Raw genomic sequence first — 13,325 nt, 5'->3', positions numbered from 1 at the left:
TAGCGCACATCCCCAAACCGCTGTTGACGTCGCCATCGATGGAACTCACACCTCTGTATGATTTCCAGCCGAACGACTGTCACCGATCATCGGCCACTCACCTATACGACGTCGGCCTCGCAGGGGTGGGCAATAGACTCGGGCAGCGGCATCGCCTTCGCGGAGTCGCGAGACGTCCTTCAGATGAGCGAAAGTGCCTTCTGGTCTGGCTCATGAGGCTTTCGTAGGCTTCATATCACCAAAGTCCGAAGGCACTTTCGGCGTTCACTACTTTTTTTGACGTTCAGAACTCGCGCTCAGCGGTGGTCGAACCATCCCTCGCCGGGAGACTCAGCCGAGCCGGAGCCGCCACCCCTCGACGTACGTGGGCGCGGTCACCGTCGACGGATAGTAGCCCCACTCCTCGCACAGCGAACCTCTGGCGCGCCATTTCTCGACGTAGTAGGAGACCTGGTAGGCGTGCACCCCGTAGTCCGCGTAAACCGTCTGGTTCGGCTGCACCTCGAAGCTGGTGGACACCCCGATCGCCGTGCTACGTATCTGCACGATCTGGGTGCTGACATTGATCGTGAGCTGTTCGGTGAGCTGGGTGGCCACGCCGACCGACGTGGTGACCTGGTGCGTCCGCGTTTGGGTGGCGGTCACGGTCGCCGAGACCGGATAACTCAGGCCGTTGCTCACAGCGCGACCGTCGCTGGCAAGAAAGACCGGTGTCGAGGAGACGATCCGGTAGCGGTGGGCTTCCCATGCGGAGCCGTAGCGGTTCCAGTACTGGAGGTCGGCCGGGCAGGCCACGATGGCCCCTGCGTGGGCGGCGGTGGGTGCGACCACTACCAGCGATGCGATGGCCATGCCAACCACGGCGAAATAGGCGCCGAGTCGGGTAGGCCGCGAGGTTCTCGCCCCGCCCTGTCCGCGATCCTTCGGACGTCTCCTGAAGATCATTTAGATGCTCCTCCACGATAGACAGAATTGCTGTCCCTTCGCGCCGGCCGGCATGGCCGCTATGATGACAGCACTCGATCCCCCAAGACATCGGCAAACCTACCTACATCGATCTACCTAACCGCTTCGCGGAGGCAGGAACATGTCGTCGGTTGCGGTGCCTCGGCCGAGCGCGGTGATCGGTCGTACGGAATGCGGTCGTGATCTCGAATGTCTGGTGGACAACCTGCAGGCCGGCACGGGCGGTGCCGCCGTCATCTTCGGGGAGCCGGGGATCGGCAAGACCACCCTGCTGACCGCGTCGCTCGCGTACGCGAAGGCTCGTGACCTCTGCGTGGTGTCGGCTCCCAACGGCGCGCTCGACGATCAGAGCCCCGACGCGCCCTCACCGTTCGAGTGGTGGCATCGCCTGCCGGACGGGCTGACGGAGTTGTCAGCCCGCACCGACGTACTCCTCGTCCTTGACGACCTGCACCGGCTGCCCCATTTCCTTGCACCCGTTCTCGACCGCCTACTCGAGCTCACGGTCTGCGCGCCGGTCCTGCTGATCGCCGCCTACCGTCCCCGGCAGCTTCCGCTGGAGGTGGCCGCCGTGGTCTTCCAGGCGACGTCCTCGCGAACACTGCGGACATACCCGATCGGCGCGCTCTCGCTCGCCGACACCCGACAGATGCTCGGCGACCGCCCCGATCTGGCCACCATCCACGGTGACGGGCACGGCAATCCGGCATACATGCGAATGCTGGCCGCCAAATCGCCGGACACCTCCGACGCCGCCGGCGTGTTCTCCGACGAGCTCGCGCAACTCTCGCCGACCGACCTGCGAGCGGCGCAGCTGGCGTCGGCGCTCCGCGACCCGTTCTCGCCCGACCTGCTGGTCGCGGTCGCCACGGCCACTTCCGACGAGACGCTCACGGCCCTCGACACGCTGGTCGCACGGGATCTGATCCGACCGACCGAGCCGGCACCCCGGCTCGCCTTTCGACATCGGGTGCTCGCCGACGTGGTCTACGCCCGCACACCGGTCAGTCAGCGCCGCGCGATACATGCGCGGATCGGGGCGGAACTGGGTCGGCGGGGTGGGTCGATGGCGGCGCGCGCGTACCACGTCGCACGGGCAGCCGACCCGGCCGAGCCCGCGCACGTCGACACGTTGCTGGTGGCTGCCCGCGAGGCAACAGACGCTCACCCCGACGCGGCGATCGGCTGGCTGACGGTCGCGCTGACCCTGATTCCGGAGTCCGACGGCCGGTGGTACGAGGCGCACCTCCTGCTGGCCCGTGCCCGGCTGCTGACGGGGCAGCCAAAGGCCGGCCGGGAAGCGCTGCACACGCTGCTTGCCCGGGAGCCGGCTCCGGACCGTCAGGTCACGGCGACCGCGCTGGTCCTGTCCAGCGAGGTGGAACGGCAGCTGGGGAACTTCCGGGAGGCGGACGCGATCGCCCGTACCGCGGCGCTCACGGCGCTCCCCAACGGAGACCAGATCATGAGCCGGCTGCGGCGTGAGCTGGCCGAGAACGCGCTGGAGGCGCTGCACTACGACCGCGCGGCGCGGCAGGCGACCGCCGCCACCCGGCACGCGCGCCGCGGTGCCGATCCGGCAGGCGAGATAATCGCGTTCAGTTTGACGGCGTTGGCGCGGTACTCCGACGACAAGCCGGGCCACGCCGAGACCGCTATCGGGCGGGCAGCACGGCAGGCCGACGCGACATCCGACATGGTGCTGCTGCGCGACCTGTCCTGTCTGTACGAGCTGGCACGAGTCGAGGCGATCATGGAGCGCATCGGTGACGCTGAGCGCCACCTTGAGCGCGGGGTGACGCTGTGCCGTAGCAGCGGGCAGTCGCACATCCTTCCCGCGATGCTGAAGACCCTCGGAGACATCCAGGTTCGGCTCGGGCGGCTCGCGCGCGGCTTGGAGACCCTGGACGAGGCCGCGCACCTGGCCCGGATCAGCGACGACCGGCCGAGTCAGGCGCTGGTCGCCGGGCTGCGCGCGAACGCCCTGGTGTGGCTACGGGCCGGTGCCGACACCGCCGAGGCGGTGGCCGCGGCGGACGAGGCCGTGCGGGTCTGCGATGGGCACGAGACCGCGTTCGCCGTGGTGGTCCGCGCTATGGCGGCCGAGGCGTTGGTGCACGTGGGCGAGCCCGAGCGTGGCATCCAGCTGACGCTGCGCGCAGCCGGTGGACACGACCTGCCGCGCCTGCCGACATGGCGCCGGCCCCGACAGTGGGACCTGCTCGCTTACGCGGAGCACGGGACCGGCGGCGAGCCGGGCGCCGCCGACGGTTATGTACGACGCGCCAGAAGCTACGCCCGGCGACGGCCGTCCCCGCTGTGTCTGGGATACGCCGGTCGGGCCGAGGCACGTGCCCACGGCGTACATGGGGATCCCAGCGGGGCGGCGGAGACCGGCACGGCGGCCCTCGCCCAGTTCGAGGCCCGTGATGCCAAGCTCGATACGGCCCTCACCGGCCTGGTCATCGCCAACGCCTGTCTCGACAACCGGGTGGCTGACGGCGTTCGGGGCCACCTTGACCGTGCCGCTGGACTGGCCGACGTCTGTGGGTCGCCACGGCTGGCGGAGTACGTCGCGGTGGCGCGGCGAGCCCTCAACGCCACCCTGCCCCTGGCGACGGCCGTGCTGGACCAGCTCACCGCACGCGAGTCCGAAATAGCGGCGATGGTCAGCACCGGAATGACCAACAGCCAGATCGCCGCCGACCTGGGGCTGAGCGTCCGTACGGTGGACAGCCACCTGTGGCGCGTCTACCACAAGCTCGGGGTGACCAACCGGGCCAGCCTCACCCGACTCCTGGCCCACCGAATCTGACCGGCACGCCGAAGTTCAACCAGTCCGGCAACTCGGCGCGCTTGTCGTCGGTCGGGTCGGCCCAGTACGCCTTGGCGCTGTCCCACTGCTCGCCGAGGCCGTACTCGTGTGCGTTCCACGCCGCCGTAGGCGGATCGGAAGCACATCGGCAGCGGGTCGAGCCTTTCTCGGGAAGCACCCGTCGCGGTGCAGTGGATGCACTGATCGCCCGCTGCGCGAGGAGGGGCCATGTCCGACGGGAAGTGGAGTCAGCTCAGCAGTTCCTTCGAGTTCGTGCACAAGAACCTCGACGGCTTCAAGATCAAAGAAAAGGTCGATTCGATGGGGATCGACGGCTACATCAACTACTGCGCGCTGCTGGCGGCCGGAAGCGGTGCCGTGGCCGGGGTCGGTGGGCCGATCACGTTCGTGGTCGGTGTTCCCGCTGACGTCGCCAACACCGTCGCGCAGCAGTTCCGGGTCACGCTGGCGGTGATCTACCACCGGACCGGCCGGTACGCCGTGTCCTTCCCGGAGTTCATGAAGATCGTCGGCCTGTCCCTCGGGGTCGAGGTCGGCGTCATGGGCCTGCAGCAGGTGGTGCGGGTCGTCGCCCAGGTGATCCTGAAGAAGCTCACCGCACGCGTCGCGGGCAAGGTGATCCCGTTCGTGGGTGCGGCGGTGGGGGGTGGCCTCAACTACGCCTTCATCAAGGCGATCGGGGGGACGCTGCTCGCGTTCGAGGACAGCATCTTCAACGGCCGTCGGGAGCTGCCGCCCGGGTGACGGCCGGTACCGGCCGCCCGACCACGCGGGCAGGACCGGCTCAGGGTGCGCGGCGGTAGGCGTCGAGTTCGGCGAGGTCGCCCGCGGCCAGCCAGTCCTGCCCGTGGTCGTCGACGGCGCAGCCGGCGAGCCGCAGCCGGTGGGCGAGCTTGCGCCGGAAGTCGGCGCTGTCCCGCAGCTGGAGGAAGTTGCGCCCGTCCAGGTCGGCCACGGGCCGGTGGGAGCCCGCCTTGACGATGACGGTCCGGTCGGGATAGGCGGCCAGCGCCATGCCGAGTTCCAGCAGTACGTTGGGGCGGGCCTGCATGCCGGTCGCCCACTCGTGGGGTTCGTCGGTGTCCAGGCGCAGGCTGGGGTGCAGTCCGACCACGTCGTCGGGGGTCAGCACCACCACGGCCGCCCGCGCGCGGGTCACCGCGTGGGCCACGACGTCGCCGAGGAACGGGGTGGCCATGCCGGTGCCCGAGACGAGGGTCTCCCACTCCAGCGGTTTGAGGTCCAGGGCGCGCAGCAGGGTGAAGATGCCGTCGCGGACCGCAGCGTCGCGGCCGTGGACGACGAACACGCTGCGGGCGACGTCGTCGGCCGGCGCGCCGGTGGACGGTGGCCGGTCGACGCCCGGTGACGGCGGGTCCGGTGGCGGGTCGACGGGTCTGTCCCCGGTCAGGTGGCGGGCCCGGGCCGCCGTCGTCTCCAGGTGTTCACGTTCGTCGTCGAGGTGGGTGAGGAGCCAGTCGATCATGTCCTGGTCGTCGGCGAAAAGTCCCTGGACGGCGGGCGGGGTCCTCCCCCACGCTGCCGCCATGTTGTGCTTCGCCACGCCGACGGTGTGGCGCATGGCCCGCAGGTCTTCGACCGACAGGTTCGCGTCCCGCTGTACGGCGGTCAGTGCCCCGATCACGGCCGCGGAGGTGTCGCCGGCGCGGACGTCGGCGGCCAGCGCGTCCACGCGGTCGCGCAGGTCGTCCGACGGGTTGTCCCGGCGCAGCACCCGCAGTTGGAAGCGGGCCTTCGCCGTGTGGAGCAGGTAGCGGGCCAGTGGTGGGATGGCCGCGCTGCCGTCGGACCACACCCACGCGCTCACCGTGGCGTCGTCGTGTGTCGGGGCGGCCAGCAGCAGTCGCCGTTCCCACCGGGCGTCGTCGGAGTACGGCAGTTCCCAGAGCAGCGCGGAGTCCCCGAGTTGGGCGGGTTCGGCCCACCGGGGCGCCGGGCCGGGCAGCTGCCCCGCCAGGGCGCGGCCCACCGCCGCCCGTCCGGCGGGCGGGATCCCGGCCGGACCGGCGTCGGGCAGGTCGGTCATCCCGGCGAGATAGATCCGGACCACGCCCAGCAGCGGGGCGGTCCGGCCGACGGCCAGGGCGTTCCACTGCCGGTCCAGGTCGTGCCACCGCGGCCAGTGGGCGGGCGCGGCGTCGGTCGGCGGCGGTCCGGGGGCCAGTGCCAGCGACAGGTTGAGCAGGTCGTGGTGGCGGCGCAGTACGGCCTGGTAGTCCGCGTCGGCGCGCTCCTGGCCGGCGAGGATCCACTCGGGTCCGGTGCCGGCCGGGGCAGGCAGGTCGGCGGCGGTTTCGGGTAGGCGTGCCGGTGCGTCGAGGCCGGGGATCTCGTCGTCCAACCGGAACAGGTGGCGGCAGGCGTCCCACAGGTCACGGAGCGCGGCGTACGCCGCGGTGGCGTGGGGGCCGGCGGCGGGTGCGAAGACGTGGACGACCATCTGCTGGTCGACCAGGCGGGGTTCGCCCACCGCCGGCTCCGCGTGCGGCCCGGTCACCGCCTCGACGGCTTCGCCGGTGCCGGTCCGGCCGGCGGGTAGGCGGCGGTCATGGCGTCGACGGTGCGGCCCACCCGTTCCCGCACGGTCTGCGGCACGGAGCGGTCCGGTGGGGCGGAGACGCGCTGGATGCGGTCCGGGCCGGCCAACTCCAGCGCGGCGACCGCGTGCGCGAGTGCGGTGAGGTCCCGGGCGGCGATGGCGGCTTCCGTGTCGGTCAGCAGCTCCTCGACCGTCGACCAGCGCTGGTCGGGAAGGTGCCACTCCATCAGGTCGGCCAGGATGTCCCGCGCGTCACGGACCGCGTCGGGTTCGGATGCTTCCGGACCGGCGGCCGGTCGTGGCGGGAGTTGGTTCTGCACCCGGCCGTCCTTCCAGGCCGATCCTTCGAGGGTCAGGCCAATCTCTTGGTCAGGGCAATCCTTTGAGGAACGATGCGACGTCCAGCATAGCGGTCCGTTGGAGGTCCTCCGGTCGGACCACAACGCGCAGTTCCCGGCTCACCGGCCGGTGTCGGGACCGTCGTACGAACGACTCGACGATCGTGGTGATCAGTGTCGCGGGCTCGATCCGGTCGACCCGGGCCAGCCCCGCGCCCATCACGGGCACCGCCACCGGCTCCCGGCGCCCGTGCAGGTCGACCGCGTCCCACAGGTTGTCCAGGCTGTGCCGTAGACGGTCGAGGGAGGACCGTGCCACGAGGTCGTTGCCCATGACGCTGTACGCCACGGCGAAGACCTGGCGGCTCGATCCCCGCAGCACCGCCACCGTGCCGACCGGGTAGCGGGCGAGTTTCCCGCGCCGCTTGTCGGCGCGCGACTCCACGGTGACCGGGTCGACGGTGCGCAGGGCGTTGCGCAGGTCCCGGTCCAGGCGGGTGCGGTCGCCGCCGTAGAGGCGGTCGAGCACCTGTCCCTGGAGGCTGGTGCGGCTGATCACGACGTCCTGCGTGATGTCGGTGTCGAAGGTGTCGCTGAAGCCGACGGCCAGGTGGGCACCCTCCTGGGCGAACAGGTCGCCGCCGGCGACCACCACGGCGGTACCGAGGGCGGCCAGGTCCCGCCGCAGGGTGCCCGCCCGCGTACGCGACCGGCCGCGCAACTCCACCAGCATGGCGGCCAGGCCCGGGTCGTCGGGGTGTTCGGAGTGCAGCACCTCACCGACCCGTAACGCCTCGTCGAAGAGTCCGAGCTGCTGGTACGCCTCGACCAGGGCACGGCAGGCGGCGGCGTGCATGGGACGTAGCCGTGCGATCGTCGCCCGCGCGAACGCGTACTCCTCGACGTGGAACAGCGGACGGCCCCGCCACAACGCCACGGCCTCGGTGAGCAGTTCCACGGCCGTCGCCGCGTCGGTCCGCTGTGCCCGCGCGAGCAGGTCACCGAACCGGTGCACGTCGACGTGGTCGCGCCCGACGGTGAGCCGGTACGCCGAGGTGGCCGCGCCCCGGTCGGTGGGGATCAGCAGCGACTCGGCGCCGTCGCGGTCCGGTTCCAGGACCCGGCGCAGTTCGAGGATCCGCTTCTGGACGCTGATCCGGTCCTCGCGGCGCACCGTGCGGGCCTGCGTCGGCCAGACGTCCCGGAAGATCTCGTCGACGGTCACCAGGTCACCGTTGGCGATCACCAGTCGCGCCAGTACGGCGATCGTCGTCGGGGCGAGCTTGACGGCCTGCCCGTCCACCTCGACGACGGTCGGTCCCAGCAGCCCGATCCGGACCCGGCTCACCCTCGGCTCCGGCCGGTCGCTGTTTTCATCAGAAGCGAATCGGAAGCACGTCGGAAGCAGGAGTGCCATTTCACCGGAAGCAGACCTCCGTGTTCGCTTTCTGGTGTGTTTCCCCTATCGAAATGCCCGGTCACGCACCCCCGGACCCGCTCGACGTCCGGAGGATACCGGGCCGCGCCACACTCCCCCGTGGACAGTCCGGAACCCGACCCCGCCGTGGCGGCCGGTTGGTGCCGTGACTGACCAGGGGCTGCCGGACCGTACGGAACTGGACGGCCTGCTCACGCCACCGCCGGAGGACGTCCGTGACCGGATCCTCGAGTTCCCGCACCGCTTCGGTGCCGCGCCGCGGCGGCACCGCTGGTCCACCGACCCGGACGGCACCCCGACCGATGTGGAGCTGGTCGTGCAGGGCTTTCTGCCCGTGACCGGTCCTGACCGGCACACGGCACTGCCGTGGGTGCACCACGTCTGGCGGCGCTGCGCCGAGGTGGCGGGCATGGACCAGGCACTGGCTGCCCTGCCCGCCGCGCCCCCGGCCGCCCTCGAGGACCTGCCGGCCGGCAGCCGACCCGCCGCCGCGTGCGCCGGCCCGGGCCCCGGAGTGCGCCAGGCCCTGCTGTACCGGGAACACGACCTGCTCTGCCTGTCGGTCGTCCTCGCCCCGGACCCACCCACCGGATGGGAGGCGTCGGAGCGGCTCTGGGAACGCCTCGTCGACGGCGCTCCCGTCGCCGCCCCGACGATCGGCGAGGCCCGCCTGTTCCTGGCCACCGGAGAATGGCCGCCGACACCGCGGGCCGCGGTGACCCGCAGCGGATTCCGGGTGTGGGAGGAGCCCCTGCCGCGGCGCAGGAGGCGTCGGGGGGCGGCATGAACCCGCCGGACTCCACCGACCCGTTCACGCACGGCCTCGCCCTCAACGACGAGGGCATGGACCTGCGCGAACGGTTTCAGGCGACCGGGTCCGACGCCGACCTCGACGCCGCGATCGAGACCGTACGCCGGGCCGAGGCGCTGGTCGACGCCGGCGGCAGCGGCGGGACCGCCCACGGCACGGTGCTGTCCAACCTCGGTTCCATGCTGGCCACCAAGGCATACCGCACCGGCCGGCAGAACCTGCTCGAGGAGGGCGTCGTCCACCTGCGCCGCGCCGTGGCGTGCGCCGCCGAAACGGCCCACGACCGCGCCGCCCGATCCGCCAACCTCGGCCAGGCCCTGGCCGTCCAGGCGTCCCTGAACGGCGACCCGACCACCCTGACCGAAGGACTCACGCTGCTCGAGGAGGCGCTGCGCGTCGGCGACCCCGACGACCCGGTCCGGGCCGTCGCCGCGTCGGCGTACGCGATGGGTCTGCGGGTCCGCGCCGAACTGACCGGTGAGCCCGCCCACCCGGCCGGCGAGGTCCCCGACCCGTACACAATGCCGGACACGCTTGCCGACGACGCCGATCCCGACCAGGTGGCGGCCGTGCTCGCCAACGTCGGCCTGGCCCGGCTGCAGTCGGCCGACCCCGCTGAGCGCGAAACCGCGATCGCCGGGGCACTCGACCTCGCCGCCCGGGCGGTGCGGGCCATGACGCCGGCCCGGGCCGACAGCGCGATCACCGCCAGCCACCTGGTCACCCTCGCCCTGCGCCACTACCACCGGACCGGCCGGCTGTCCGAACTGGACCGGGCCGTCGCACTCGGTGACGCGCTGACCGACCGCCTGCCGGCGGGGCTGCGACCGATGCTGCTCGTCAACATGGCGCTGGCACTGGACCTGCGCTCCCGGCGGTCGGCGTCGCGGGCCGACGCGACGCGGGCGGTCGCCCTGTGCGAACGGGCCGCCCAAGAAACGGCCGACTCGCCCCAGGTGGCCGCCACGGTCGCCCTCAACCACGCGATCTGCCTGGAGAACCGCTGGCGGCTGACCGACGACCCCCACGACCTGGTGCGGGCCAGAAGGATCCTGACCCGGGTGGCGGGCACCGTTCCCGCACCGGCGCTGCGCGGACACGCGGCGATGAACCTGGCCGCGTTGCACCTCGCCCGGGCCGAGCACACGGCCGAACAGGCGGAACAGGCACGTACGGCACCCGCCGGATCCGGCGTCGCCGGTCGGGTCGCCCGCCGCGCCAGCAGGCTCTACCGCACGATCCTGTCGCGGCTGAGCGCGGTCGGCGACATCGACCACGCGATCGGATACGCCACCCAGGCCGCCGCCGAACTTCCGACCGACTGGGACGGGTACGGCACCGTCCTGCTCAACCTGGCCCGGGCCCACGTCGCCAGGTGGCGCCGCGACGGCCGCCCCGCCGATCTGGAGCAGGCGACCGACAACTACCGCCGGCTCGTCGACCTGGACTCCGAGGCTCCGCTGCGCAGGATCGTCGCCGGCCAGGAGTGGGGTGACCTGGCGGCCGGCACCGGCGCATGGCCGACGGCCCACCAGGCGTACCGGCGCGCCGTCACGCTGCTGCCGATGTTCGCCACCTGGCGGGCAGACCGTCGGGACCACGAGTTCGTGCTCGGAATGGTGTCGGAGCTGGCCCGGGACGCGACGGCGGCGGCGCTGTACGCCGGCGATCCCGACGACGCGGTCGTCCTCGCCGAACTGGGGCGCGGCGTCATGCTCAACCACGTCACCTCGTACCACACCGAATTCGACGAGCTGGCCCGCACCGCCCCGACGCTCGCCGAGCGGCTACGGGCGACGCTGTCGGCGCTGAACGAGGACGGGGTGGCCCCACCCGTACCGGACCCCGTCCCGGACGCCCGGGAAGCGGCCGAACCCGCTGATCCGCAGACGGATCTGATGACGGCTCTCACCGACCGGCGTCACCTGATCGACCGCCTCACGCAGATCCTGGACGACATCCGGGCACTGCCGGGCCTGGCCCGGTTCGCCCTGCCACCCCGGCCGGCAGATCTACGGGCCGAGACGGCCGAAGGCCCGGTCGTCATCGTCAACGTCAGCCGGCACCGGTGCGACGCCCTGCTGGTCGGCGCCGACGGCGTCACCCACGTACCCCTGCCGGACCTGCGACACGCCGACGTGACCGCCCGCGCCCGGCAGCTGCTCACCGCGACCACCGACGGCGACGAGGAGATGGTACGGGCGATCCTGCGATGGCTGTGGGCGACCACCGTCGGGCCGGTGCTCGCCCGGCTCGGCCTGACCGCGGCGGCCGTCGGCGACCGGCTGCCCCGGGTGTGGTGGGTTCCCACCGGCATGCTCGCCGCCATGCCGCTGCACGCCGCCACCGACGACAACCACTGCGCACTCGACCTGGTCGTCTCCTCGTTCGCGCCGACCATCCGGTCCCTCGGCCACAGCCGGCGGACCCGGACGACCGGCCTGCCGCGCCGGCTGTGCCTGGTGCTGCCGGCCCCTGACGACCGCTCCGGGCTGCCCGCGGCGCGCCGTGAGGCACAACGCCTGCGGGAACGGTTCGGCGCCGACCACACCGACCTCATCGCAGCCGAGGCGGGCGCGGCGACGGTGGCGGCGGCCCTGCCCGGTCACGCCTGGGCTCACTTCGCCTGCCACGCCCGCAGCGACCTGGCCGACCCGTCCAACAGCCGGCTGCTGCTCTCGTCGGCCACCGACGGCGCCCTCACCGTCGAACGGCTGGTGCGTCTACGGGCAGACGGCGGCGAACTCGCCTTCCTGTCGGCCTGCGAGACGGCGATGTCCGGACCGCACCTGGCCGACGAGGCGGTGCACCTGGCGGCAGGCTTTCTCACCGCCGGATTCGGCCAGGTCATCGCCACCCTGTGGGCGGTCAAGGACCCGGTGGCCCGCCGTACGACCGACGAGGTCTACGCGGCGTTGATCGACCAGCGCGGCCACGCTTCCCCGGTCGCGGCGGCCGACGCCCTGCACCGGGCCACGCTGGCGACCCGGGCGCGCTACCCGGACGCCCCGACGGCGTGGACCGCCTACATCCACCTCGGGCGTTGACGGATCGGTGACGGGTGGCGGCCCCGCCACCGGGATAGCCGCGGCCATCGGTTTCTCGGTCATGATGGCCGGAGCGGTCGTCACTCACCTCCGCGCCGGCGGCTCCGCGTACGGAGTGTTACCGACGACTGTCTTCGGGTTGGCCTCGATCGCGGTGGTCGTCCTCTATCTCCGCCGACCTGACCGCGGACGGCGAGAATCTGCGGACATCGACACCGCCGACGGGGTGGGTTCGGCTGTGCTTCTGGTGAACCGGTCGGCCAGTTGCGTGAAGGCCTGCGTGAGTTCGGCGGGGCCGGCGACTTCGAAGTCGGCGTCGTAGCGCGCGACGGCGGCGGCAAGGCTGGGCCAGGACCAGGAGCCGAGGGTGAGTTTGCAGCGGTCTGGGCTGATTTCCTCGACGACGCCGTCGCGTGTGTGGAGGGCGACCGTTGCTGCGGGCAGGTCGAGGATGACGGTGCCTTGGCAGGGCCAGTTGCCGGAGGCGTCGATGGAGCCTCGGAAGGTGCTCGTGACGTAGGTGACCACGTCTCCCCCGGGCAGTTCGCGCGGGCTGAAGCGAGGTCCGTTGGGGGTGCGCAAACGTATCCGGTCGGCGCGGAAGGTCCGCCAGTCCCGGCGGTCGAGGTCCCAGGCGACGAGGTACCACCGCGTGTCCCGGAGGATGACGTGGTGCGGCTCGACCCGACGCGGGGGCTTGTCCGTGGTGTCGGTGCCGTAGTCGAAGCGCAGGATCTCGTGGGCGTGGACGGCGGCGCTGATCGCGAGCAGTACGTCGCCGTCGACGGGCGGGGCCGGCTGGGTCGCGGGCCGTTCGACGGCGGTGACCTGGAGGGCGTCGATCCGGTGGCGTAGCCGGCTGGGCATGACCTGGCGGATGGTGTTCAGGGCGCGGGCGCTGGGTTCGGCGAGGCCGCTACCGGCGGTGGTGGCGGCGATCTGCAGGGCGATGGTGAGGGCGACGGCCTGTTCGTCGTCGAACAGCAAGGGCGGTAGTTCGGTGCCGGCGCCGAGCCGGTAGCCGCCGTCGGGCCCCTTGACGGCGGCGATGGGATAGCCGAGTTCGCGGAGCCGGTCGACGTCGCGGCGTACGGTGCGCAGGCTGACGTCCAGGCGGTCGGCGAGTGCCGTGCCGGGCCAGTCTCTGCGGGTTTGCAGCAGCGACAGCAGAGCCAGCAGCCGCGCAGAAGTTTTCTGCATGAGACGAGTCTGCCGGACATTGGTGACACAACCTGGCACCTACTGCTGCAAATCTAGGTCGGGCCGGCGGTCAAAGCAGTCCGGCGAGGCCGCCACGGCCGCTTCCTCATTCGCGACACACCCCGACAG

The 13,325-nt window shown here is 71.8% G+C and carries 9 protein-coding genes and 1 pseudogene; 5 read left to right on the top strand and 5 right to left on the bottom strand.

Annotated features, from left to right (window positions below; genetic code table 11):
* Window positions 1–330: 330 nt before the first annotated feature.
* Window positions 331–852 (bottom strand): hypothetical protein, encoded by a 522-nt coding sequence (locus QCD66_RS16955; protein ID WP_375734842.1) that lies wholly within the window; start codon window positions 850–852, stop codon window positions 331–333.
* Window positions 853–1,162: 310 nt separating this feature from the next.
* On the opposite strand from QCD66_RS16955, the gene QCD66_RS16950 reads away from it, so the two are divergent.
* Together QCD66_RS16950 and QCD66_RS16945 are read left to right on the top strand one after the other, a co-directional pair.
* Window positions 1,163–3,781 (top strand): LuxR C-terminal-related transcriptional regulator, encoded by a 2,619-nt coding sequence (locus tag QCD66_RS16950; protein ID WP_375734841.1) that lies wholly within the window; start codon window positions 1,163–1,165, stop codon window positions 3,779–3,781.
* Window positions 3,782–4,009: 228 nt separating this feature from the next.
* Window positions 4,010–4,546: a hypothetical protein gene (locus QCD66_RS16945; protein WP_364219573.1), complete on the top strand. Its 537-nt coding sequence runs from the start codon at window positions 4,010–4,012 to the stop codon at window positions 4,544–4,546.
* Window positions 4,547–4,586: 40 nt separating this feature from the next.
* On the opposite strand, the gene QCD66_RS16940 is transcribed toward QCD66_RS16945, so the two are convergent.
* From QCD66_RS16940 to QCD66_RS16930, 3 genes are read right to left on the bottom strand one after another with little or no spacing between them, the layout of a single operon-like run.
* Entirely contained in the window at window positions 4,587–6,293 is a 1,707-nt protein-coding gene (locus tag QCD66_RS16940) for a CATRA conflict system CASPASE/TPR repeat-associated protein (protein WP_375734840.1), read from the bottom strand.
* A gap of 23 nt (window positions 6,294–6,316) precedes the next feature.
* Window positions 6,317–6,682, bottom strand: a complete 366-nt coding sequence (locus tag QCD66_RS16935) for a CATRA system-associated protein (protein ID WP_375734839.1) — start codon at window positions 6,680–6,682, stop codon at window positions 6,317–6,319.
* A 49-nt stretch (window positions 6,683–6,731) separates the two neighbouring features.
* The gene (locus tag QCD66_RS16930; protein WP_375734838.1) at window positions 6,732–8,048 is read right to left on the bottom strand and encodes a macro domain-containing protein; all 1,317 of its coding nucleotides are present in this window, start codon (window positions 8,046–8,048) and stop codon (window positions 6,732–6,734) included.
* A gap of 235 nt (window positions 8,049–8,283) precedes the next feature.
* Here QCD66_RS16930 and QCD66_RS16925 point away from each other — a divergent pair, with 235 nt between their 5' ends.
* From QCD66_RS16925 to QCD66_RS16915, 3 genes and pseudogenes are all read left to right on the top strand, one after another.
* Complete coding sequence (locus QCD66_RS16925) at window positions 8,284–8,925, top strand: CATRA conflict system CASPASE/TPR repeat-associated protein (RefSeq protein ID WP_375734837.1); 642 nt, start codon at window positions 8,284–8,286, stop codon at window positions 8,923–8,925.
* Window positions 8,922–11,996 carry a CHAT domain-containing protein gene (locus tag QCD66_RS16920; RefSeq protein ID WP_407567196.1) on the top strand — a complete coding sequence of 1,025 codons (3,075 nt, stop codon included), beginning with the start codon at window positions 8,922–8,924 and terminating at the stop codon, window positions 11,994–11,996. Before QCD66_RS16925 ends, QCD66_RS16920 begins: the two co-directional genes overlap by 4 nt.
* A gap of 7 nt (window positions 11,997–12,003) precedes the next feature.
* Window positions 12,004–12,138 (top strand): annotated as a pseudogene (locus QCD66_RS16915) (DoxX family protein); the annotation flags it as partial.
* Window positions 12,139–12,161: 23 nt separating this feature from the next.
* Here QCD66_RS16915 and QCD66_RS16910 read toward each other — a convergent pair.
* On the bottom strand, window positions 12,162–13,196 hold the full coding sequence (locus QCD66_RS16910) for a helix-turn-helix transcriptional regulator (protein WP_375734834.1): 1,035 nt from the start codon (window positions 13,194–13,196) through the stop codon (window positions 12,162–12,164).
* Between the last annotated feature and the right edge of the window lie 129 nt (window positions 13,197–13,325).

The organism is Polymorphospora sp. A560, from assembly GCF_045781765.1.
GTDB classification, from domain to species: Bacteria; Actinomycetota; Actinomycetes; order Mycobacteriales; family Micromonosporaceae; genus Polymorphospora; species Polymorphospora lycopeni.
The sequence above is the reverse complement of the archived record's forward strand: the minus strand, read 5'-3'. Positions and strand labels throughout refer to the sequence as shown.